Here is a 22,611-nt window from a genome sequence, read left to right as displayed (position 1 = left end):
GCCCCGTGGCGGGCATGCTCTGGATGTTCACCGCTGGCTTGTCCTTCGTGGTCATGACCGCTCTGGTAAAATCGCTTGGGGCTACGATGGACCCAATTCAAGCTGCGTTCCTACGGTTTGCAATCGGGTTGATCTTTCTGTTGCCGGCATTGCGTCTGGTGCTTGCGACCCATCTGACGCGCAGGCACATAGTCCTGCTCGGAACGCGCGGGTTCGTCCACGCCTTTGCGGTGATGTTGTGGTTCTTTTCGATGACGCAGATCCCGCTGGCCGAGGTCACGGCAATGAACTACATGACGCCGGTCTATGTCACTCTGGGAGCAGCGCTGTTTCTGGGCGAAAAACTGGCCATTCGCAGGATTGCAGCGATCTGTGTGGCGCTGGTCGGTGTCTTGATCATCCTTCGCCCCGGGTTTCGTGAAATTTCGCCAGGCCATATCACCATGTTGGGGGCAGCTCTGACATTGGGTGGGTCATACCTGATTGCCAAGGTCCTTGTTCGCGACCTTCCGCCTTCGGTCGTCGTGGCCCACATGTCGATCTGGGTGACCGTGGCGCTGATCCCTTTTGCGATTGCCGTTTGGACGCCACCAAGTCTGCGCGACCTTGGTGTGCTGGTTCTGGTGGCCAGCTTTGCCACTGCGGGCCATTACTTCATGACGCTGGCGCTGAAAGCTGCTCCGGTAGCGGTCACGCAACCCGTAACGTTTCTGCAGTTGATCTGGGCCACACTGCTTGGGGCGCTGGTCTTCCATGAAGGCATCGACGTCTGGGTCGTTGCAGGGGGTTCTGTGATTCTGATTGCTGTCAGTTTTATCGCCTGGCGTGAGGCGGTTCTGAACCGCAGCAGCTTGACGACCCCCAGTATCGCGCCCAAACTTTAGCTGTCTCGGATGGTTAAAAACGTTATTGATTGACGAGTCAATAAAAACCCCTTAGCGTTTTCTCAGTATACGTAATGAGGGGATAGCGATGCCGAAACTCGGAATGGAGCCAATCCGTCGTGACGCGATCGTCAAAGCGACGATCGCCGAACTCGGGTCGAAAAAATCCCTTGATGTGACCGTAAGCCAGATCGCCAAACGGGCCGGTATGTCCAGCGCGCTGGCGCATCACTACTTTGGCGGCAAGGATCAGATTTTCCTGGCCGCCATGCGCCGTATCCTGTCCGATTTCGCAGCCGAAGCCCGCGATGAACTCAGAAAGGCCGCTCCGCAAGAACGGGCTCAGGCGATTATCCGGGCCTGCTTTGCACCCTCCTGTTTTACACCGGATGTCATTGCGGCGTGGATGACGTTTTACGTGTTGTCGCAGACCAACGATGACGCTTTGCGTTTGTGGCAAATCTATCAGGCGCGGATTCGGTCAAACCTCATCGACGCCTTGCGTCCGCTGCTGAGCGACCCGGTCGAGGCGGCCGAAAACATGATTGCCCTGATCGACGGGCTGTATATCCGCGCCGCACTCAGCGCACCGGAAGAGCCACAACTGGCCGTTAACCACGCAATGCGTGTCCTCAACACTCTGCTCGAGGCTGAAAAATGACAAAACCGAACATTCTGATCCTGATGGTGGATCAGCTTAACGGGACCCTCTTTCCAGACGGTCCCGCTGACTGGCTTCACGCTCCTAACCTGAAGAGGCTGGCGGAACGGTCAACCCGGTTTGCCAATGCATACACGGCCTCTCCGCTTTGCGCGCCGGGACGGGCCAGCTTCATGTCCGGTCAGTTGCCCTCGCGCACAGGTGTTTATGACAACGCCGCCGAGTTCCGCAGCGATATTCCCACTTATGCGCATCACTTGCGCCGGGCGGGCTACTACACCTGCCTGTCTGGCAAGATGCATTTCGTCGGCCCCGACCAGTTGCACGGGTTCGAGGATCGCCTGACCACCGACATCTACCCGGCCGATTTCGGCTGGACGCCGGACTATCGCAAACCGGGCGAACGGATCGACTGGTGGTACCACAACATGGGCTCTGTCACGGGTGCGGGCGTGGCCGAAATCTCGAACCAGATGGAGTACGATGACGAGGTCGCCTACAATGCTACCGCCAAGCTGTACGATCTGGCGCGCGGCAAGGATGACCGCCCTTGGTGCGTCACCGTCAGCTTTACCCACCCGCATGATCCTTACGTGGCGCGCCGCAAGTATTGGGACCTGTACGAAGACTGCGAACATCTGCAGCCCGAGGTTGCAGACCTAGGTTATGACAATCAGGACCCGCACTCTAAGCGTATCTTTGACGCCAATGACTGGCGCAGCTTCGACATCACCGAAGAAGACGTCCGTAAATCGCGACGCGCTTACTTTGCCAACATCTCGTACCTGGACGACAAGATCGGCGAGATCCTCGAGGTACTGGAAACCACACGGCAAGAGGCAATCATCATGTTCGTCTCGGATCACGGCGACATGCTGGGGGAACGTGGCCTGTGGTTCAAAATGAACTTTTACGAAGGTTCGGCCCGCGTGCCGCTGATGATCTCGGCGCCCGACATGCCTGCAGGTCGTATCGACACACCGGTTTCAACAATCGACGTTACGCCGACCCTTGGTGCGCTGGCGGGAGTTGATATGGCCGAGATCGCCCCATGGACCGATGGTGAAGACCTCGTGCCGCTGGCCAATGGAACTGAACGGACCGCTCCGGTGAAGATGGAGTACGCAGCCGAGGCCTCGTATGCGCCGCTGGTTTCGCTGCGCTATGGGAAATGGAAGTACAATCGCTGCGCATTGGACCCCGATCAGTTGTACGACCTGGAGGCCGACCCGCATGAGCTGGAAAACCTCGCCGACAAACCTGATCACGCAGGCACGCTGGAGACGCTGCGCGCCAAATCCGAGGCGCGCTGGGATCTGGACCAGTTCGATGCCGACGTCCGCGCCAGCCAAGCCCGCCGTTGGGTTGTGTACGAAGCGCTGCGGCAAGGTGGCTATTACCCGTGGGACTACCAGCCGCTGCAGAAGGCATCCGAGCGCTACATGCGCAACCACATGGATCTGAATGTCGTAGAGGAAAACGCCCGCTTCCCGCGCGGCGAGTGACCTCTGCACCTTTTTGAAAATACTCCCGCCGGAGGCGCCTTGAACGGGCTCGGCGGGTTATGGAGACCTGAAAATGGAAGCAGATTTCGTCATCGTAGGCGCAGGATCCGCAGGATGCGCGATGGCTTATCGACTGAGCGAGGCCGGGGCCTCGGTTCTGGTTATCGAACATGGCGGCACCGATGCCGGGCCGTTCATCCAGATGCCGGCGGCACTGAGCTATCCGATGAACATGCCGATGTATGACTGGGGCTATCGGTCCGAGCCCGAACCGCATCTGAACAACCGTCAACTGGCTTGCCCACGTGGGAAAGTCATTGGCGGTTCGTCGTCGATCAACGGCATGGTCTATGTCCGCGGTCATGCGCGTGATTTTGACACCTGGGCAGAGATGGGCGCCGATGGCTGGTCCTATGCAGATGTGCTGCCGTACTACAAACGTATGGAGACATGGCATGACGGCGGCCATGGTGGCGATCCGACATGGCGTGGCACAGATGGTCCGCTGCACGTCTCTCGCGGTCCACGTGAAAACCCGCTGTTTAAGGCCTTTGTCGATGCAGGCCAGCAGGCGGGTTACGAAGTTACCGGCGACTATAATGGTGAAAAGCAAGAGGGCTTCGGTCCGATGGAGCAAACCGTCTGGAAAGGACGGCGCTGGTCCGCGGCGAATGCGTACCTGAAGCCCGCGCTCAAGCGTGAGAATTGCGATATTGTGCGCGGACTGGCAACTCGGGTCGTTTTGGAAAATGGTCGCGCGACCGGGGTTGAGTTGATCCGTGGCGGCAAGAAAGAGGTCATCCGTGCCCGACGCGAAGTAGTTCTGGCGGCGTCCTCAATCAACTCACCCAAACTGCTGATGTTATCGGGCATCGGACCCGCAGCGCATCTTGCAGAGCACGGGATCGAGGTTGTTGCCGATCGCCCGGGGGTGGGTGCGAACCTGCAGGACCACTTGGAACTGTACATTCAGCAAGCATCCTTGCAGCCGATCACGCTGTACAAGCATTGGAACCTGATCAGCAAAGGCCTGATCGGGGCACAGTGGCTGTTCACAAAAACCGGCCTAGGCGCGTCGAACCAGTTCGAAAGTGCGGCCTTCATCCGATCCAAGCCGGGTGTCGAATACCCGGACATTCAGTATCACTTCCTGCCTATTGCTGTTCGCTATGACGGTCAGGCGGCGGCAGAGGGGCATGGGTTCCAGGCGCATGTCGGGCCGATGCGCTCGCCCTCACGCGGTGCAGTCACCCTCCGGTCTGCGAAGGTCGAAGATGCACCGGTGATCAAGTTCAATTACATGAGCCACGAAGAGGATTGGGAAGATTTCCGCACCTGTATTCGCCTGACCCGCGAGATCTTCGGGCAGGACGCCTTCAAACCCTACTCTGGTAAAGAAATCCAGCCAGGTTCGGATGTGCAGTCGGACGAAGAGTTGAATGCCTTTATCGCAGAGCATGCGGAAAGTGCCTATCACCCTTGCGGAACCTGCCGCATGGGCCGCGCCGACGACAAAAACGCCGTGGTCGATCCACAGGGGCGTGTGATCGGAGTGAATGGGCTGCGCGTCGCCGACAGCTCGATCTTCCCCCAGATCACCAATGGCAACCTGAACGCACCGTCGATCATGGTGGGCGAGAAGATGTCAGACCATCTGTTGGGTAAGGATGCATTGCCTGCCGCCAATGACCGGCCGTGGATTAATCCGCAATGGGCAGTTGCACAGCGGTGATTAATGGCATGAATTGATCCGCGTCAAAGCTGAGCGGGGCCGGGGCTAATAGACTTGAATCGTACCGACATATTTTCAGGAGCGAACAGGAATGTCCCACACCCCGCATGAACTGGCCGAAGAGTTTCCGGACAAGGTTGAGCTGATGAGCCAGCTCAAGCAATCGGATGCGCATTTCGCACGGCTGGCGGATGAATATCATGAGGTGAATCGCGAAGTTCATCGGGCCGAAACTAATGTCGAGCCGATGGATGATCTCGCAGAAACGGACCTGCGCAAAAAGCGCGCGGCGCTCAAGGACGAAATCTGGGCGATTTTGTCTAAGGCCTGAGATGGCGCGGGGGCTCTGCCCCCGTCGCGGCAAGCCGCGCCTCCCCCGAGGTATTTTCAAGCCAGGTGAAGATCAGGTCACTTCGTAAGGCAGGGTGCCCCGGGTATGGGCGTTGATTGTCAGACGTCGTTCCAATGGCGGGACCGAGCGTTGGTGGCAATTCTGCCGCTCGCAGATGCGGCAGGATATGCCAATCGGCTCGTAAGCGCTGGCGTTGTTGAAATCGAGGTTATCAGCGTAAACCAGCGCCTCGGCGTGGCGCACTTCGCATCCTAGCGCAATGGCATAGCGACGAACTGGGGCGCCGAACGAGCCTCCGGACTTCGACACATCCCGCGCCAGGGAAATGTACTGTACTCCGTCGGGTGTTTCCGCCAGTTGCCGCAGGAAATGGCCGGGTGTTTCAAAGGCGCGATGCACGTTCCACAGGGGGCAGGCACCTCCGAACCGGGCAAATTGCAGCCGCGTGGCCGAGTGCCTTTTGGTGATGGTCCCGGCTTGATCCACACGCACAAAGAAAAAGGGAATGCCCTTTGCGCCGGGGCGTTGCAACGTCGACAGCCGGTGCGCCACCTGCTCGATCGACGCTCCAAAACGGTTGCTGAGAAGTTCCAGATCGTGGCGGTATTCCTGTGCCGCAGCCAGAAATTCGGCGTAGGGCATCAGCGACGCCCCAGCGAAGTAGTTTGCAAGCCCAATCTTGGCAATCGCGCGCGCCTCGTCGCTTTGAAACTTGGCGAAATCCAGTGTCGCCTCAAGCAACTTGTCCTGACTGATCAGGGCGACCTGCAGCAACAATTGAAAAACCTGGGTCTGCGGAGCGATCCGAGAAGAAAGCAGCAGTGTCTTGCTGTCGGGGTCGTATTTCCGGGTTTCTTCGATATCCAAAAACTGTACCCTGATCCCGCGTTCGGCGAGGCTGTCCATGGCGGCGGTGCGTATGCCGCCATCATCCTGAGCACGGTTTGCGAACCGCTCGGCCGCGCGATCTACCGCATCTATGTAGTTGTCGCAGTAATGGAAAAAGTCTCGTACTTCTTCCCAGGGACTGGCCTGGATTTGCGCGTCTTCGCGTCCCAGCGCCTCGTCCAGCGACGCCAGCCGCTCGTGCGTCTGGCGGTAGGTTCTGTGCAGCGCAATGAAAGCCCGTGCCAGCGCCGGCGCGTTCGAGGCCGTCAGGCGCAGATCGGCAAGCGGTGGGGTGGCGTCATCAAAGACCGGGTCAGCCAGCGCTTCGCGCATGTCCGAGACCAGCCGCTCGCTGTCACCTGTACTCAACTCGGTCACGTCCATGCCGAATTCCTGAGCCAGCGCCAGAACAACCGTGGTCGAGATCGGCCGGTTGTTGTTCTCCATCTGGTTCAGATAGGGCAGCGATACGCCCAGTTTGGCGGCGAATTCCTTTTGGGTCAGCGTCAGACGCGTGCGCATTTCGCGCAGTTTCGCGCCAGCATAGAGCTTTTGGGTCGCCATAGCGGGCCTTTGCAACTTTTCTATTTCGGCAAACTAACTTTGCAAACCGTCATAGGCAAGCCGTGTCAAAGACCCAATTGCCGCTCGCGTCGAATTACAGACAAAATCGCACAGACGGCCAGAACTGAGGTCGCCAGCATCAGCCACAGCAAGGGCATCGCCCCGGTCTCATGGGTCAGCAATGTCCCTGCCAGAGCGCTAAGCCCTGCACCGCCCCCAAGCATGATTGCCCCGCTCAGCCCGGACGCCGTGGCGGCCAGATGTGGCCGAACTGACAGGGCGCCAGATGTAGCGTTGGGTATCGTCATCCCGTTTCCAATGCCAACAAATGTCATAAAGCCGAAAAAGCTGAGTGCTGTTCCGAGGCCCGCCAAGAACAGCACCGCAGACATTGTAACGCCCGCCGCGTTCATCCAGCACCCCCACAGCACCATCCGGTTGACGCCGAAACGTACAGAGTAGCGGCCGCTAAAGAAGTTGCCGAAAAAGTATCCGACTGCGGGCGCGCCAAAGTAAATACCCACCTCAGCGGCGCTGAGGCCGAACAATTCGGTGCCAATGAACGGTGCGCCGCCCAGATAGGCAAAGAAGGCACCGGATGACAGCGCAGACGACAGCGAATACCCCCAAAACCGGGGTGACCCGAGTAGTTCGGGGTATTCTCTGAACTGTTGCATCAACGTTTTGCCGCTTTTGGCCGAGGTTTCGCCAAAATCCGAATAGGTCAGCAGCAATGTCAGCGTGCCAAGAACGAAGGGCAGCCAAAAATTGGCCTTCCACCCGAAACTCTCTTCGAGCAAGCCCCCGATTGCGGGGCCGATCATGGGTACGATGGCCATGCCCATTGTCACATAGCCGATCATCGAGGCCGCTTGATCCTGATCGTACAGGTCCCGCACGGCCGCTCGACTTAGGACCATCCCAACCACGACGATTGCCTGGCACATCCTGAAAACCAGAAAGATCTCGACGTTGGGTGCATAGATGCAGCCCAGCGTGGCCAGCAGAAACAGGGCCAGCCCCCACAGCAGAACGGGGCGACGCCCTGCCTTGTCCGCGATTGGGCCGATCAGAATCTGGAGTGCAGCGTTCACCAGCAGGTACAAGGCGATCGACAGCTGCATGACCTTGTAGTCGGCCTCAAAGTGAAGGGCCATGTTGGGAAGGCTGGGTAGAAAGAGATTGAGGCTGAGCGCGGACAATCCCGACAGCAAAACAAGTGTAGTAATAGTTGGTGGCGAACGGTGCGCCGACGAAGAACTAAACTGCATGGTTCACGTGTATAGTGACCACGCCAGAGAATGCCATCCATCTTAGACGTTAGCGATAAAAATTTGCTACTTTACAATATTCACTTCGAGAGTTGACAAGAATTTGCAAATTTGCCGAAAGGCGCTTTGGTCTGGGTGCCTCAGCGTATAATGTCCCGCCAGATTTTACAGGGGATCATCGTTATGAAAGACATCCTTTCCGAGCTGGAAGACCGCCGCAACAACGCGCGGTTGGGGGGCGGACAAAGACGCATCGACTCGCAGCACGCGCGGGGCAAGCTGACTGCACGCGAACGGATCGAACTGCTGGTAGACGAAGGCAGCTTTGAAGAGTTCGACATGTTTGTCAGCCATCGTTGCACGGATTTCGGGATGGAAGATCAGAAACCTGCGGGCGACGGGGTTGTTACGGGCTGGGGCACGATCAACGGCCGCATGGTCTATGTGTTCAGTCAGGATTTCACGGTGTTCGGCGGGTCGCTTTCAGAAACGCATGCGCAGAAAATCTGCAAGATCATGGATATGGCGATCCAGAATGGTGCCCCTGTGATTGGCATTAACGACTCGGGCGGGGCGCGAATCCAGGAAGGTGTAGCGTCTCTGGCGGGTTACGCCGAAGTGTTCCAGCGCAACATCATGGCCTCGGGCGTGGTTCCGCAGATCAGCGTGATCATGGGTCCCTGCGCAGGTGGCGCTGTTTACAGCCCTGCGATGACCGACTTTATCTTCATGGTCAAAGACACGTCTTACATGTTCGTGACCGGCCCGGATGTGGTTAAGACTGTCACCAATGAGGTCGTCACTGCCGAGGAACTGGGCGGGGCATCAACCCACACCAAAAAGTCTTCGGTCGCCGATGGTGCGTTCGAAAACGATGTGGAAGCATTGGCAGAAGTGCGCCGTCTGGTTGACTTCCTGCCGCTCAACAACCGTGAAAAGCCGCCGGTTCGTCCGTTTTTTGATGAGCCTGACAGGATCGAAACCTCACTGGACACGCTGATCCCCGACAATCCGAACACGCCCTACGACATGAAGGAACTCATCACCAAAGTGGCGGATGAGGGCGATTTCTACGAGATCCAGGAAGATTACGCCAAGAACATCATCACCGGTTTCATCCGACTCGAAGGGCAGACGGTCGGCGTTGTGGCGAACCAGCCGATGGTTCTGGCTGGTTGTTTGGACATCGACAGTTCCCGCAAGGCGGCGCGCTTCGTGCGCTTCTGCGATTGTTTCGAAATCCCGATCCTGACGCTGGTAGATGTGCCGGGCTTCCTGCCAGGGACGTCGCAGGAATACGGCGGTGTCATCAAACATGGTGCCAAGCTGCTGTTTGCATATGGTGAAGCGACGGTTCCAAAAGTCACCGTCATTACTCGTAAGGCCTATGGCGGCGCGTATGACGTTATGGCGTCGAAGCACCTGCGCGGCGACTTCAACTATGCCTGGCCCACGGCCGAGATCGCAGTGATGGGCGCGAAAGGTGCGACCGAGATCATTCACCGTGCTGACCTTGGCGATGCCGAGAAGATCGCGAAGCACACGCAGGATTACGAGGACCGGTTTGCGAACCCGTTCGTCGCAGCCGAGCGCGGATTTATCGATGAGGTGATCATGCCGCAATCGACTCGCCGTCGTGTATCTCGGGCCTTCGCCAGCCTGCGCAACAAGCAACTGAAGAACCCGTGGAAAAAGCACGATAATATTCCGCTTTAAGGGCGCACACCGATTGATCTGCCCGGCCGGGGCTTCTCGGAACAACGGTCAGGGCAGATTGATTGGGGAAAAAATTGACTTTGAGGCCACAACTGATAAATGAACTGCTTTATAGGACATAGAAAAGCGCGGGCCAAAAGCCATGCGCGCGCGATCCCGGAGAGAGGAGCTTGCCTACGGCGGGTCCGGGATCGCGCCTTTGTTCTTTTCCTGTTTGGATGCGTTTCCCCCGTTTTCGCAGACACTGAGAGCCTGCTGCCTGTTCCGTCTGGCCAGCCTGTGCATCTGAGTGACGTTCTGCTGGACAACAACCCGGGTGAGCTGTGGGTGCGCTTTCGTTTCATTGCACCAAAGATCGGCTCGACGGTTGGGCGGATCGGGTATGACGTTGCCTCGGCCGATATGGAGCATCTGTGCCAAACCCTGGCGGTTGCATATGTGGCCAAGCACGAGCTTGACCCTGCACGAGTGGTTATTTCGCTGTCCGACCGCCCCATCGAATTCGGTCGCGCATCCCCTGACGCTACGCAGTTCTTTGAAGCCTACCGGCTGGAACAGTCCCGGTGTATCTGGGAGGGGCTCTGACCATGAAACTCGTTTTTCACTCAGTCAGAGCGTTTCTGAACAGCTACGCGGCTTTGGAGGTGCGCACCATGACATCATCCTGTGACGGATGTGGATATCTGATACCTGTAAATCCTGGCATTCGCGAGGTGACGACATGCTGAAACATCGCGGGTTTCCCGGACGCCTGCCGGGCACGGACTTTCAGTTCACCATTCGTCGGGCCAACCCAAAGGGCGTGACGCCACTGACCCGGCGCGAGAGGTTTCGGGATCGCAAACCCGCGGACAAGCGCGCGGACGTGGCGTTCATGGAGGCCTTGTGGGCACATTTCGGCGATCAGCCCTTTGAACGGGGCAATCTGGATGCAGGTCGCCTGAGCTGGCTGTTTGAGCGCGAGGTTGTTGCGGCCGAAGACCCGTTTGATCCGGCCAGTTACGACGCGCTGCTGGTTATTGATCCGGACGTGGGCCGGGTCTCTTTTCCCGAAATTTTTGACGGGGTGCGCTGACCGTGCAATCCGCTGTCGCACATAAAGGTTTGGGGATCACCCGATCCGGAACCCTGCCCAAATTGGGGCAGGGCCGTTATGTGCGTTCAGAAATTCAGCTGAGCCGCCAGCTGAATGCGGTCGCTGTCAAAGGTACGTCCGGTCGGCGCGTCGTTCCGCTCACCAAAGAAGTATTCGGCGCTGAGCGTCAGATTGTCGGTTGCCTTGTAAAAAGCGTTCACGTGGACCGTCTCAACCTCGGTGAAGGACAGTGTTCCGGTCGAGGTTGGCAGGTCGTAGTCCTCTTCTCCGTAGGCGATGCCGACATTCCATTTCGGCCCAATGTCCTGACGGAATTCCACGGTAAAGCCGTCTACATCGTTGGCCTGCCCGTTGACGATGGCGTCGCCCGCAGCGATCAGATAGGGGCCAATCGCTTCGCCGTCGACATAGTTGACCTGAAACAGGCCGCCATCCCAGGGCCGGATACCAGCCGAGACTGTGAAGCCGGTCTGATCCACTTCGACGTCCCCGGATTGCGCTTTGCCGTACAGCGCCGAGGCACGGGCGATGTATTTGCCATCATTGAATTCGATAGACCCGGTCAGGACGGGGTCGTTCGAATCGGAGCCGCCAACGTTCTCTTCGACCGAAACCGCAAACGTGGTGTTCGCGCCGATTTTGTTCGTGTAGCGCACCTGCGGAACGCGCGCGAAGGGAATCCCGACGGGCCCGTTGAATTCGACGGTCGTTGGGTACGTGTCCAGCGGCTGGAAATTGGTCCAGAACTGACCGATCAACCAGTTGTCACCGATGCGGATATTGGCGTGGCGCAGACGCAGTTCAGCTGGCCCCTCCGTCCCACCAGAAAACAGGTCCAGTTCCAATTGGCCCGAGATGTCGCCGATGGCAGACGGCGTTTTGGTCCGAAGTCCGATGCGCGATTGGCGTGCGGTGGCCCCGAAGGTGCCGCTCGTGGCATTGGCGGGCTCCCCAATCCTCGTCGTGTCGGCGAGGTCCCCCAACTCAAAATCTGTGTCGAAGAAAAAGTCGGCCTTAACATAGCCGTAGACATCAAGAGTTGTGTTTCCGATTCGAAGATCACCGGTTCCGGCCCCCGGTTTTTCGGCCTCCAAAGCTTCGACACGGGCGCGCAGGGCGTCGAGTTCCGCCTGAGTTTGGGCATCTTGGGCAAAAGCGGCCGTGCCGGACAAGCCAAGTGCGGAAACGGCAAGCAGCAACGCCGGCTTTCTCTTTGCAATCATGTGGATAATTCCTTGTGTGCGAGTGTGCACCGGCACCGTTTCACGCAAGGGACTTTGAGGGAAATCACGAGAACGGGAAAAAAATCGTCCGCTTTTTCAAGGAAATGTGCAGGATTTTCGCTCCGCGCTCACCCAATGGTGAACAGATCGGTTAACCCTTTGCATTTGAGAGGCGATTTTCCACCTCAATCTTCCGTAACCCGTGATGCTGCGGGTGCAGAAACAAACCTTTCGGCGAAGAAAAATAACAGAAATGTGACGGTGCCGATTTTGTCTGCTGCGCCCGAAACAGCACCCAGCCTCGGCACGAATCTGCGCGCTAATTCGCCCAATGGGCGAATTCCAGCCGGAATCTCGGTTGGAAACAATACTTTGTTTACTCGGCGGATTGTGCCAAGCAACCTGTTTAAGCCGTGCGGCTCTACTTTGCCTGCGTCGCACATGCACCTACTATTCCGTACCCCTTCCTTCCGCGGGCAGGCTTGTGATTTTCACAAAGTCCTGTCCGCGTTTTTCTTTGCGTATGTACCATGCATAAAGCGGCACAATCTTGCGCAAAAAATCGATCAGGACTGCCTGTTATTGAATAACAAGGCGGAAATCCGACATCTGCCCCGGAACGCATCAAGAATCCAAAAGGGGCAGATATCATGCGAATCTCGAAATTCTTCCTTGCAGTGGCGACCTGTGCAGGCCTTGCCGCCTGTGGGGACACCACCGGTGAACAGGCGTTGCTTGGCGGTGGCGCGGGCGCAGTGGGCGCTGCGGTCGTCAATGCCGATCCGTTGTTCGGTGCCGTGGTCGGCGCAGCGGGTAACGTCCTGTACTGCAAGACACAGAACAACTGTAGGTAACACCAAGTTTTTCGGGGCGCGTGTCGCCCCGACCGTCATCGCGCAAAACGCCGTCGTAGGGTCAATGCCCTGCGGCGGCGTTTCGCGTTTTCAGAACACCAAGACAAAGGACGTTCCATGTTCAACAAGATCCTGATCGCCAACCGGGGCGAAATCGCCTGCCGGGTCATCAAGACCGCCCGCAAGATGGGTATAGGCACCGTCGCCATTTATTCGGACGCGGACAAGAATGCGTTGCATGTGTCGATGGCGGATGAGGCCGTTCACATCGGCCCGCCCCCCGCGAACCAGTCCTATATCGTGATCGACAAAGTCATGGATGCCATTCGCGAAAGCGGCGCGCAGGCGGTGCATCCCGGTTATGGCTTTTTGTCCGAGAACTCCAAATTTGCCGAGGCTCTGGACGCCGAGGGCGTTGCCTTTGTGGGTCCGCCGGTTGGGGCCATTGAAAGCATGGGCGACAAGATCACCTCGAAGAAAATCGCGCAAGAAGCCGGTGTTTCGACTGTCCCCGGCTATATGGGCCTGATCGAAAACGCTGATGAGGCCGTCAGGATTTCCAACGAAATTGGTTATCCCGTCATGATCAAGGCCAGCGCCGGCGGCGGCGGCAAGGGCATGCGGATCGCCTGGAACGACGAAGAAGCGCGCGAGGGCTTTCAGTCGTCCAAGAACGAAGCAGCGAACTCCTTCGGCGATGACCGGATCTTTATCGAAAAATTCGTGACTCAGCCGCGACACATCGAGATTCAGGTTCTCTGCGACAGCCACGGCAACGGCATCTATCTGGGCGAGCGCGAATGCTCGATCCAGCGTCGGAACCAGAAGGTGGTCGAAGAGGCACCATCGCCCTTCCTGGATGAGGCGACCCGCAAGGCGATGGGTGAACAGGCGGTGGCCCTGGCCAAGGCCGTGGACTACGCCAGCGCAGGTACGGTTGAATTCATCGTTGATGGCGAAAAGAACTTCTACTTCCTGGAAATGAACACCCGCCTTCAGGTGGAACACCCCGTGACCGAACTGATCACCGGTGTCGATCTGGTCGAGCAGATGATCCGCGTAGCTGCCGGTGAAGAGCTGACGATCACACAGGACGATGTAACCCTGACCGGCTGGGCGATTGAAAACCGCCTGTATGCAGAAGATCCCTATCGTAACTTCCTGCCCTCGATCGGGCGTCTGACCCGTTATCGTCCGCCGCAGGAAATCGCATCCGGTCCACTGCTGGTGAACGACAAGTGGCAGGGCGAAGCGCCGGCAGGCGACGCAGCTGTACGTAACGATACCGGCGTCTATGAAGGCGGCGAGATCAGCATGTACTACGATCCGATGATCGCAAAACTGTGCACATGGGCTCCGACACGTGAGCAAGCCATCGAGGCCATGCGCGTTGCGCTCGACAGTTTTGAGGTCGAGGGCATTGGTCACAACCTGCCGTTCCTGTCCGCAGTGATGGATCACCCGAAGTTCGTCAGCGGGGACATGACCACGGCCTTTATTGCCGAGGAGTACCCGGACGGTTTCGAAGGCGTCACTCTGCCCGAGGCCGACCTGCGCCGGATCGCAGCGTCCTGTGCCGCGATGCACCGGGTTGCTGAAATCCGCCGTACCCGTGTTTCGGGGCGCATGGACAACCACGAACGCAAAGTTGGCAAACGCTGGGTTGTGACGCTGCAAGGCGAGGATTTCGCCGTTCAGGTTAATGCCGACAGAGAGGGCGCAACGGTCAAATTCGAAGATGGCACGACTCTGCGGGTTGCTTCTGACTGGACGCCTGGTGATCAACTGGCCGTGCTGGACGTTGACGGCAGCCCGCTGGTTCTGAAGGTTGGCAAGATTTCGGGCGGATTCCGCATTCGCAATCGGGGCGCGGACCTGAAAGTGCATGTACGGCGTCCTCATCAGGCAAGACTCGCGAAACTGATGCCTGAAAAACTGCCGCCGGATACTTCGAAAATGCTGCTGTGCCCGATGCCTGGTCTGATCGTGAAGATCGACGTCGAAGTTGGGCAGGAAGTGCAGGAGGGTCAGGCACTTTGCACCGTTGAGGCGATGAAGATGGAAAACATCCTGCGCGCCGAGAAGAAGGGCGTCGTCGCCAAGGTCAACGCGGGTCCCGGCGATAGCCTCGCCGTGGACGACGTGATCATCGAGTTTGAGTGATCATGAAACAGTATTCGCCATACAACCAAAGCTTCCCGGCGTTCGGCGCCGGGGGCCTTGGGCGTGGCGAAGGCGTTCAGCCGCCCTCGCGCCGTTCGCGAATCTCGCGTTGGCGCAGGGGCGTTTTGTCGATAGAGCGGCCAATCTCGCGTACGCTCCATGGGGAAGGCTTGCGCAGTTTGACCACGCCATCCTTGTCGACGAACACCATCTGGAATCCGCGTGGACGCAACTGTGACCGGATCGGAGAACGGGCAGACGGGTCGGTGTCGGTCAGTACAACGACATCCCGATCGCGCATGGCTTCTTCACCTTCCACCAGCATATCGATCTGCTGCTGGAACCGCGGGTCTGCAGGGGTGTCGGCAAAAACGACGATGGGTCGATTGATCCACAAGTATTCGCTCAACTCGCTGTCACCAGCGGGGCGGACAAACTCATCATCGGGCGCAGACCCATCCGCAGCCACAGCGGCCAGCGGGAATAGTGCCGATAAAACAAGGGCAAGCGTTCGTGTCATGGGGCCTCCTGTTCGTTTGAATATAGCCTCTGTGTCGATGAAAGCGACCGGCGAAATGCACATCGCGCTCAAATTTTTGCGCGATCCTACGTCGCACATGGCGGCTCGGAACATCAAAACGCGCAGGCTGCGGCCCGGCGCGAACCGAATTGAGAAAAGGAAATCGCAATGACCGATACGAAAGACTGGCAGGCGCTGGCCGAGAAAGAGCTGCGCGGTCGCCCGTTGGACGACCTGACCAAAGAGACGCTGGAAGGCATCGACGTCAAACCGCTCTATACACAAGAAGATACGGCTGAACTGCCACATATGGGGTCGCTGCCGGGCTTCGGTCCATTCACGCGTGGGGTGAAGGCAACCATGTATGCCGGTCGTCCCTGGACCATTCGGCAATATGCCGGTTTCTCAACCGCAGAGGAATCGAACGCCTTCTATCGCCGTAATCTGGCAGCCGGTCAGCAAGGTGTCTCGGTTGCTTTCGATCTGGCGACGCACCGCGGCTACGACAGTGATCACCCGCGCGTTGTGGGAGATGTTGGTAAGGCTGGCGTGGCGATCGACAGTGTCGAGGACATGAAGATCCTGTTCGACGGCATTCCGTTGGACAAGGTCTCGGTCTCGATGACCATGAACGGGGCGGTGATCCCGATTTTGGCAAGCTTCATCGTTGCAGGCGAAGAGCAGGGGCATGATAAATCCGTTCTGTCCGGCACCATTCAGAATGACATTCTGAAAGAGTTCATGGTGCGCAACACCTATATCTATCCGCCAGAGCCTTCGATGAAGATCATCTCGGACATCATTGAATTCACGTCGAATGAGATGCCGAAATTCAACTCGATCTCGATTTCGGGCTATCACATGCAAGAGGCCGGGGCGAACCTCGTGCAGGAGCTGGCCTATACGCTGGCCGACGGGCGCGAATATGTCCGTGCCGCGACTCAGGCCGGGATGGACGTGGACAAGTTCGCTGGCCGTCTGTCTTTCTTCTTTGCCATCGGCATGAACTTCTTCATGGAGATCGCCAAACTGCGCGCCGCGCGGACGCTGTGGCACCGGGTGATGACCGACTTTGGTGCTAAATCCGAACGGTCCAAAATGCTGCGGACCCACTGCCAGACGTCAGGCGTGTCGCTGCAGGAACAGGACCCCTACAACAACGTGATCCGCACCGCCTATGAGGCGATGAGCGCGGTTCTGGGCGGCACCCAGTCGCTGCACACCAACGCTCTGGACGAGGCGATTGCGCTGCCCACCGATTTCTCAGCCCGCATCGCGCGAAACACGCAGTTGGTGCTGCAAGAGGAAACCGGAGTGACCGATGTGGTCGATCCGCTGGCGGGTTCCTATTACGTCGAAAGCCTGACCAACGAGTTGATCGAAAAAGCCTGGGCCCTGATGGAAGAGGTCGAGGAAATGGGCGGTATGACCAAGGCCGTCGCTTCGGGCATGCCCAAGCTGCGCATCGAGGAAAGCGCCGCGCGTCGTCAGGCCATGATCGACCGGGGCGACGAGGTGATCGTCGGCGTCAACAAGTACCGCAAGGAACAGGAAGACCCGATCGACATTCTGGATGTCGACAACGTGGCCGTGCGCGAAGCTCAGGTCGCGCGGCTGGAACGTATCCGTGCAACGCGTGACGAGGCCGCCTGCCAACAAGCGTTGGACGCTTTGACCACTACCGCCCGTGAGGGTGGAAACCTACTGGCCGCCGCCGTCGAGGCCGCCCGTGCCCGCGCATCCGTAGGAGAGATCAGCATGGCAATGGAAAAGGAATTCGGCCGTCACCGCGCCGAGGTGAAAACCCTGGCAGGGGTTTATGGTGCGGCCTACGAAGGTGATGAAGGTTTTGCCGCCATCCAGAAATCCATCGAAGAATTTGCTGAGGCTGAGGGCCGCCGCCCCCGCCTTCTGGTGGTCAAGATGGGCCAGGATGGGCACGACCGGGGTGCCAAGGTGATTGCCACGGCCTTTGCCGATATCGGCTTTGACGTTGACGTTGGGCCGCTGTTCCAGACCCCGGCCGAGGCCGCTCAGGATGCGGTGGATAATGACGTTCACGTGATTGGCATCTCGTCTCAGGCGGCAGGACACAAGACGCTTGCGCCGCAACTGGTCGAGGAATTGAAGAAGGCTGGTGCCGAGGACATCATCGTGATCTGCGGTGGGGTGATCCCACAGCAGGATTATCAGTTCCTTTATGATCACGGCGTCAAAGCGATCTTTGGTCCGGGCACCAACATTCCTGAGGCAGCGCAGGACATTCTGCGTCTGATCCGCGAAGCCAAAGGGTGACGTTGCCCAAAGGTTTTTCGATGAAAAACCTTGTGATTCCGCGTCTTTGACGGAAACATGCGACCAGATCCATTAGGATCTGGTCGTTTTCCATAGGAGGGTCGCGCGTGTTTCTGGATCATCTGGCCGTTGCTGGCGAAACGCTGGAAGAGGCGTCGGCGCATATCGAACAGGCGTTGGGAGTGCCGCTGCAGGACGGCGGCAAACACGAAACCTTCGGTACGTATAACCGGTTGCTGGGGCTGCGGGACGGTCTTTACCTTGAGGCTATCGCGATCGATCCTGAGGCTCCGAACCCGCAAAGAACCAGATGGTTCGATCTTGATCGGTTCAAGGGGGCGCCCCGTTTGACCAACTGGATTTGCCAGGTGTCGGATATCGAAGCTTCGCTTACCGTTTTCCCGGATGGTTCCGGCCACCCAATAGATCTGGCCAGAGGCGCACTGCGCTGGCAAATGGCGGTGCCGCCCAATGGTCGTTTACCCTTCGATAATCTGTTCCCGGCGCTCATCCAGTGGCACGGTGATTTGCATCCGGCGAAGATGTTGCGGGATAGCGGCTGCCGATTGCAACGCCTTGTAGTTTATCATCCTGATGCGCTGGAACTGGCCGGACTCTTAGGTGATTTGGATATTGTGGTGTTCGACACCGGCCCGGCGGCGCTACGGGCAGAGTTCGAGACACCGCACGGACCACGCGTGTTGGAATGAGGATCAGGCAAGCCCGGGTCGCGGATGCCCATGGGATCGCCGCGATCACTAACGCGATCATCCGCGATACGCTTGTGACCTTCACCACAGATGAACGCAGTGTGGATTGCATTGCCGGCGATATCGAAGCCCGAGGTCCCGCTTATCTCGTCGCCGAATCGGATGGGAAGGTTCTCGGATTTGCTACCTATTCACAGTTTCGTTTCGGCCCCGGGTACGCGCAGTGCAGTGAGCACACAATCCAATTGGCACCCGAGGCGCGGGGGCAGGGCGCAGGTCGCGCTTTATTGTCGGCACTCGAGGCCACGGCACGAGCAGACGATGTGCATGTGTTGGTGGCTGGAATCTCCTCGGCCAATCCGGATGCAGTTGCCTTTCACGCAGCCCTGGGTTTCACCGAAGTTGGCCGCATGCCCGAGGTCGGGTTCAAGTGGGGAAAACGGTTAGACCTTGTCCTGATGCAGAAAATTCTTGCTCAGGACGGATTGGTCGCACCTGACATGCGCGATTTGGGGCGCTAGGGTGCGCTCATGTCGATCTGGATCCGAATATCTGATGCGCTAAGCGCGCTTGCTCAGGGCGAAAGCCTCACCGCTGTATTTGAGAAACTGCGCTCGCCGCCCGAACGATCCGTGGCGTTCACCATTGCGGTGATCGCGTTGGGCGCAAAAATGGCCAAGGCGGATGGTCAGGTGACGCGGGATGAGGTTACGGCATTCCGCGACGTTTTTCAGATTGCCCGCGAGGATGAAGAAGGCGCGGCGCGTGTGTTCAACATGGCCCGCACGGACGTTGCAGGCTATCAGGACTATGCCCGTAAGATCGCGCGTATGTTCTCTGAAGACAGCACCACGCTATGCGACTTGATGGAGGGGCTCTTCCACATCGCGATGGCGGATGGGTTCTATCATCCCAACGAAAACGAATTTCTGGAAGAGGTCAGCCGGATCTTTGGCCAGACGGATGCCCAGTTCATGGCCCTGCGCGCGCGTTTTGTGCCCGATGCGCCCAACGACCCCTATACGGTTCTTGGGGTTCCGCGGGACATGCCATTGCCTGATATCCGCAAGGTTTGGCGGCAACTTGTGCGCGAAACGCATCCTGACGCGATGCTGGCGCGCGGTGTACCCGAGGAAGCCGTTCGCCTGGCCGAGAAAAAGATGATCGACATTAACCGCGCCTGGGACGAAATCAACGGCGCGCGGGCCTAAGCTATGCGTCTGGCGACCTACAACATCGAGTGGTTCGCCAACCTGTTTGATCGTCAGGACGAACTGATCGTCGATGACAGCTGGTCCGGTCGCCATAATGTCACCAAGGCACAGCAAATCGAGGCTATTGCTAAGGTCCTGACGGCAATCGATGCGGATGCAGTGTTGATAGTCGAGGCACCCAACTCGGGGAAAAGCCAGAATACGGTCCGCGCGTTGCAAAATTTTGCCGAAGCGTTTGACCTTCGAACGACCGACGCCGTGATGGGATTTGCCAACGATACCCATCAGGAACTTGCGCTACTCTATGATCGGCGCGCGCTGACGGTGCGCCATGATCCGAAAGACGGCGACAGATCTGCGCCGCGTTTCGATGGTGTTTTTAACATCGACCTCGATATCGACGCGACCGAAGATCATGTGCGTTTTTCCAAACCTCCGATGGAATTGGCGGTCCAAACGTCTGGCGGGGCCTCGTTTCGCCTGATTGGGGCGCATCTGAAATCAAAAGCCCCACACGGCGCCGAAACCCGAGACGAGGCGATCCGAATTTCGATTGCCAACCGGCGTAAGCAGTTGGCGCAAGCCATTTGGTTGGCCAGACGGGTCAAGACGCATTTGGCGGCCGACGAACAAGTAATCCTGCTGGGCGACCTCAACGATGGTCCGGGGTTGGATGAGTTCGAAAACCTGTTCGGGCGATCGTCGGTCGAAATTCTGTTACAGGCGGGTTTGTTCGACCCGCACGCAGATTCGGCGTTTGGACCAAAGGCGGGTGAGCGCCTTTCGACCGCACGTTTTGTGCGACCCAAAGGCGGTGGGTATCTCGAAGCTCTGCTGGACTATGTCATGATCAGCCAGGATCTGCGCGACCGCCGGCCGGATTGGCGCATCTGGCATCCGTTTCACGACCCAGCCTGCCTTAGCGCAAAAGATCTGCACGAGGCGTTATTAACTGCATCTGATCATTTCCCCGTAACTCTGGATATCGGCCTGTAGCCTTTCAACTGAAATTCAACTGCCCTATATTTTCGATATGAAACACCTCATTCCAATATGTGCTGTGACCGCGGCTCTGGCCCTTCCCGTTCATGCCGAGGAAGAGGCTGGCAAGTCCCTGATGGAGCAGGGGGCAGAGTTATTCTTTGAAGGCTTGAGGCAAGAGATGGAGCCTGCGCTTGACGATTTGCTTGGGCTTGCGGAACAATTCGGCCCGGCCATGCAATCCTTCATGGCGGAAATGGGCCCTGCCTTGGCGGACCTGGCGGGCGAAATTCAGGATTGGAGCGCCTATGAAGCGCCTGAGATATTACCCAACGGTGATATCATCATCCGTAAGAAGCCTCCTCAGGACCCCGACGTGCAGCCGGAATTGCCTGAAAGCGCACCCGAGGGCGAGATCGAAATCTGAGGTTTAATCCCGGATGATGACGCGGGGCTCGGATTTCAGCGCGCTGGCCAGCGAACTCAACCGCGCCACGGCGACCTCGCTGAACAAAGGGCTTGCCGCAGTGGGCAGAAACAGCTCTAGCTGCCTCTTTTTGGGATAGAACTTCAATGTTCCCATTTTGGCATCGTTTTTCATCCACAACATGGCACCGAACCGCATCGCCTTACCCAGAATCTCGGCCTGTTTCTGGTCTTTTTCGTCCAACAGTTCGTAGAGCGGGGCAAAACGGTTGCCTTCGCGCTTGTTTCGGTATCGGTGTTGCAGCGCCAGCCCGATAAAGACCCGCTCCGAGTGTTTCAGGCCACCCAGATTGGCGCGCGTCACATTGTCAAAGCAGACCTCGGCCCGATAGTCGGGATGGGCACGCCAACTGACATCATGCAAAAGGCAGGCCGCTTTCACCAGGCGCACACGCGCGGGCGGAGCAGACTTGAACAGCGGCATCACGAAATCGAACAGGTGTTTGCCAAAGCCGGGCAAACGGGAATCCTTGGCTTCGGAAAATCTGCTGGCCTCGATCAGCGGGTCGCAGTCACGCAGGTTCTGCGGCATCTGCTCGTACAGCAGCCCTTCGCGGATACCATAGCTTGAGATGGCGATGTCCTTGGGTTTGAACGTGCGGATCAATCGCGCCAGAACATCCATTGCATAGGGAATCAGTGCCATCCGCGATCCCGATACGCCGGCCTGGCTGCGCAGCTTTTCGGGATCACCCTTTTCAATGAACTTGATGGTCTCACGTACCTGTTTTGTGGTCATGCGGTATTCGTGCAGCACGTTCAGGGGATACCCGCGGCGCAGCATGTCCAGTCGCGCGAAGGCCCGCCAGCTACCGCCCACAAGGAACAGCCTGTCGCGTTGCGGCCCCATTTGATCGCGCAGATTCTCCATCGTGGCTTTGATGTGGGCCTTGCGTGCCCGACGTCCGCCCTTGATGTCCCGCAGTTTCAGAGGGCCCAGCGCTGAAGTCACACGCCGCCCGACGTCGCCGTCTCCGATTTCGGCGAGTTCCATAGATGATCCGCCGATGTCGCAAATCAGACCATACGCGCCGGGCCAGCCCAGCAAAACACCCTGCGCGGACAGGCGGGCCTCTTCGTCGCCGTTGATGACGGAAACGGTCAGGCCGGTTTCGGCTTTGACCTCGTCGCAAAACTCAGGGCCGTCCTTGGCTTCTCGCACCGCGGCAGTCGCCACGACGTGCAGGCCGGGCAGGCCAAGATCGTCAGACAGACGGGCAAATCGGCGCAATGCAGCCAGCGCGCGTTTGCGGCCAAGCGGGTTGAGGTGCCCGGTATCAGACAAGCCTGCGCCAAGCTCGCACATCACTTTTTCATTGTAGAAATAAGCCGGCGATCGCGCCGCGCCGTCAAAGATAACCATCCGGACCGAGTTCGATCCAACATCGACCACGCCCACGCGCGACAAGGCTCGTGCTTCGGGATCGTCGAAGAGGGGCTTGCCGAACGGCCCCCAGTCAGGGATTTCGGTTTCGACAGTCTGATCCATGTCTCTT

21 protein-coding genes are annotated in these 22,611 nt (G+C 58.2%); 16 read left to right on the top strand and 5 right to left on the bottom strand.

Annotated elements, in window-relative coordinates; all coding sequences use genetic code 11:
* Positions 1-14: 14 nt before the first annotated feature.
* The 5 genes from MHN28_RS06320 to MHN28_RS06300 all read left to right on the top strand — a co-directional run bounded on the left by MHN28_RS06320 (position 15) and on the right by MHN28_RS06300 (position 5,113).
* Positions 15-884, top strand: a complete 870-nt coding sequence (locus MHN28_RS06320; RefSeq protein ID WP_370645666.1) for a DMT family transporter — start codon at positions 15-17, stop codon at positions 882-884.
* Positions 885-972: 88 nt separating this feature from the next.
* Positions 973-1,545: a transcriptional regulator BetI gene (gene betI, locus MHN28_RS06315; protein ID WP_239337213.1), complete on the top strand. Its 573-nt coding sequence runs from the start codon at positions 973-975 to the stop codon at positions 1,543-1,545.
* A complete protein-coding gene (gene betC, locus MHN28_RS06310; RefSeq protein WP_239337212.1) occupies positions 1,542-3,050 on the top strand; it encodes a choline-sulfatase in 1,509 nt (502 codons plus the stop codon). Before betI ends, betC begins: the two co-directional genes overlap by 4 nt.
* Before the next feature lie 73 nt (positions 3,051-3,123).
* Complete coding sequence (gene betA, locus MHN28_RS06305; protein ID WP_239337211.1) at positions 3,124-4,782, top strand: choline dehydrogenase; 1,659 nt, start codon at positions 3,124-3,126, stop codon at positions 4,780-4,782.
* 91 nt (positions 4,783-4,873) lie between these two features.
* On the top strand, positions 4,874-5,113 hold the full coding sequence (locus MHN28_RS06300; protein ID WP_239337210.1) for a YdcH family protein: 240 nt from the start codon (positions 4,874-4,876) through the stop codon (positions 5,111-5,113).
* A 72-nt stretch (positions 5,114-5,185) separates the two neighbouring features.
* On the opposite strand, the gene MHN28_RS06295 is transcribed toward MHN28_RS06300, so the two are convergent.
* Both MHN28_RS06295 and MHN28_RS06290 read right to left on the bottom strand, forming a co-directional pair.
* Positions 5,186-6,586, bottom strand: a complete 1,401-nt coding sequence (locus MHN28_RS06295; RefSeq protein WP_239337209.1) for a short-chain fatty acyl-CoA regulator family protein — start codon at positions 6,584-6,586, stop codon at positions 5,186-5,188.
* 65 nt (positions 6,587-6,651) lie between these two features.
* A complete protein-coding gene (locus tag MHN28_RS06290) occupies positions 6,652-7,857 on the bottom strand; it encodes a multidrug effflux MFS transporter (RefSeq protein WP_239337208.1) in 1,206 nt (401 codons plus the stop codon).
* A gap of 183 nt (positions 7,858-8,040) precedes the next feature.
* Between MHN28_RS06290 and MHN28_RS06285 the strand changes: the two genes are divergently transcribed.
* The 3 genes from MHN28_RS06285 to MHN28_RS06275 all read left to right on the top strand — a co-directional run bounded on the left by MHN28_RS06285 (position 8,041) and on the right by MHN28_RS06275 (position 10,648).
* A complete protein-coding gene (locus MHN28_RS06285) occupies positions 8,041-9,573 on the top strand; it encodes an acyl-CoA carboxylase subunit beta (protein WP_239337207.1) in 1,533 nt (510 codons plus the stop codon).
* A gap of 99 nt (positions 9,574-9,672) precedes the next feature.
* Complete coding sequence (locus MHN28_RS06280; RefSeq protein WP_239337205.1) at positions 9,673-10,158, top strand: DUF6497 family protein; 486 nt, start codon at positions 9,673-9,675, stop codon at positions 10,156-10,158.
* 136 nt (positions 10,159-10,294) lie between these two features.
* Complete coding sequence (locus MHN28_RS06275) at positions 10,295-10,648, top strand: hypothetical protein (protein WP_239337203.1); 354 nt, start codon at positions 10,295-10,297, stop codon at positions 10,646-10,648.
* An 86-nt stretch (positions 10,649-10,734) separates the two neighbouring features.
* Here the strand turns inward: MHN28_RS06275 and MHN28_RS06270 are convergent, their stop codons facing one another.
* Positions 10,735-11,892: a DcaP family trimeric outer membrane transporter gene (locus MHN28_RS06270; RefSeq protein ID WP_239337201.1), complete on the bottom strand. Its 1,158-nt coding sequence runs from the start codon at positions 11,890-11,892 to the stop codon at positions 10,735-10,737.
* Positions 11,893-12,542: 650 nt separating this feature from the next.
* Between MHN28_RS06270 and MHN28_RS06265 the strand changes: the two genes are divergently transcribed.
* Together MHN28_RS06265 and MHN28_RS06260 are read left to right on the top strand one after the other, a co-directional pair.
* Complete coding sequence (locus MHN28_RS06265) at positions 12,543-12,746, top strand: hypothetical protein (RefSeq protein WP_239337199.1); 204 nt, start codon at positions 12,543-12,545, stop codon at positions 12,744-12,746.
* A gap of 117 nt (positions 12,747-12,863) precedes the next feature.
* The gene (locus MHN28_RS06260) at positions 12,864-14,909 is read left to right on the top strand and encodes an acetyl/propionyl/methylcrotonyl-CoA carboxylase subunit alpha (RefSeq protein ID WP_239337197.1); all 2,046 of its coding nucleotides are present in this window, start codon (positions 12,864-12,866) and stop codon (positions 14,907-14,909) included.
* 76 nt (positions 14,910-14,985) lie between these two features.
* On the opposite strand, the gene MHN28_RS06255 is transcribed toward MHN28_RS06260, so the two are convergent.
* Entirely contained in the window at positions 14,986-15,429 is a 444-nt protein-coding gene (locus MHN28_RS06255; protein WP_239337195.1) for a DUF4174 domain-containing protein, read from the bottom strand.
* A gap of 168 nt (positions 15,430-15,597) precedes the next feature.
* On the opposite strand from MHN28_RS06255, the gene scpA reads away from it, so the two are divergent.
* From scpA to MHN28_RS06225, 6 genes are all read left to right on the top strand, one after another.
* Positions 15,598-17,724 (top strand): methylmalonyl-CoA mutase, encoded by a 2,127-nt coding sequence (gene scpA, locus MHN28_RS06250; RefSeq protein ID WP_239337192.1) that lies wholly within the window; start codon positions 15,598-15,600, stop codon positions 17,722-17,724.
* Positions 17,725-17,831: 107 nt separating this feature from the next.
* Positions 17,832-18,434 (top strand): VOC family protein, encoded by a 603-nt coding sequence (locus MHN28_RS06245; RefSeq protein WP_239337190.1) that lies wholly within the window; start codon positions 17,832-17,834, stop codon positions 18,432-18,434.
* Positions 18,431-18,955 carry a GNAT family N-acetyltransferase gene (locus MHN28_RS06240; protein ID WP_239337189.1) on the top strand — a complete coding sequence of 175 codons (525 nt, stop codon included), beginning with the start codon at positions 18,431-18,433 and terminating at the stop codon, positions 18,953-18,955. The genes MHN28_RS06245 and MHN28_RS06240 overlap by 4 nt, the downstream gene beginning before the upstream one ends.
* A 9-nt stretch (positions 18,956-18,964) precedes the next feature.
* Positions 18,965-19,645 (top strand): molecular chaperone DjiA, encoded by a 681-nt coding sequence (locus MHN28_RS06235; protein ID WP_239337188.1) that lies wholly within the window; start codon positions 18,965-18,967, stop codon positions 19,643-19,645.
* Positions 19,646-19,648: 3 nt separating this feature from the next.
* The gene (locus tag MHN28_RS06230; protein WP_239337187.1) at positions 19,649-20,644 is read left to right on the top strand and encodes an endonuclease/exonuclease/phosphatase family protein; all 996 of its coding nucleotides are present in this window, start codon (positions 19,649-19,651) and stop codon (positions 20,642-20,644) included.
* Between the two features lie 37 nt (positions 20,645-20,681).
* Positions 20,682-21,056: a hypothetical protein gene (locus MHN28_RS06225; RefSeq protein WP_239337186.1), complete on the top strand. Its 375-nt coding sequence runs from the start codon at positions 20,682-20,684 to the stop codon at positions 21,054-21,056.
* 3 nt (positions 21,057-21,059) lie between these two features.
* On the opposite strand, the gene MHN28_RS06220 is transcribed toward MHN28_RS06225, so the two are convergent.
* On the bottom strand, positions 21,060-22,604 hold the full coding sequence (locus MHN28_RS06220) for a Ppx/GppA family phosphatase (RefSeq protein WP_239337185.1): 1,545 nt from the start codon (positions 22,602-22,604) through the stop codon (positions 21,060-21,062).
* Positions 22,605-22,611 lie beyond the last annotated feature (7 nt).

It is taken from the genome of Ruegeria sp. Ofav3-42 (assembly GCF_022347725.1).
Lineage (GTDB): Bacteria > Pseudomonadota > Alphaproteobacteria > Rhodobacterales > Rhodobacteraceae > Ruegeria.
The sequence above is the reverse complement of the archived record's forward strand: the minus strand, read 5'-3'. Positions and strand labels throughout refer to the sequence as shown.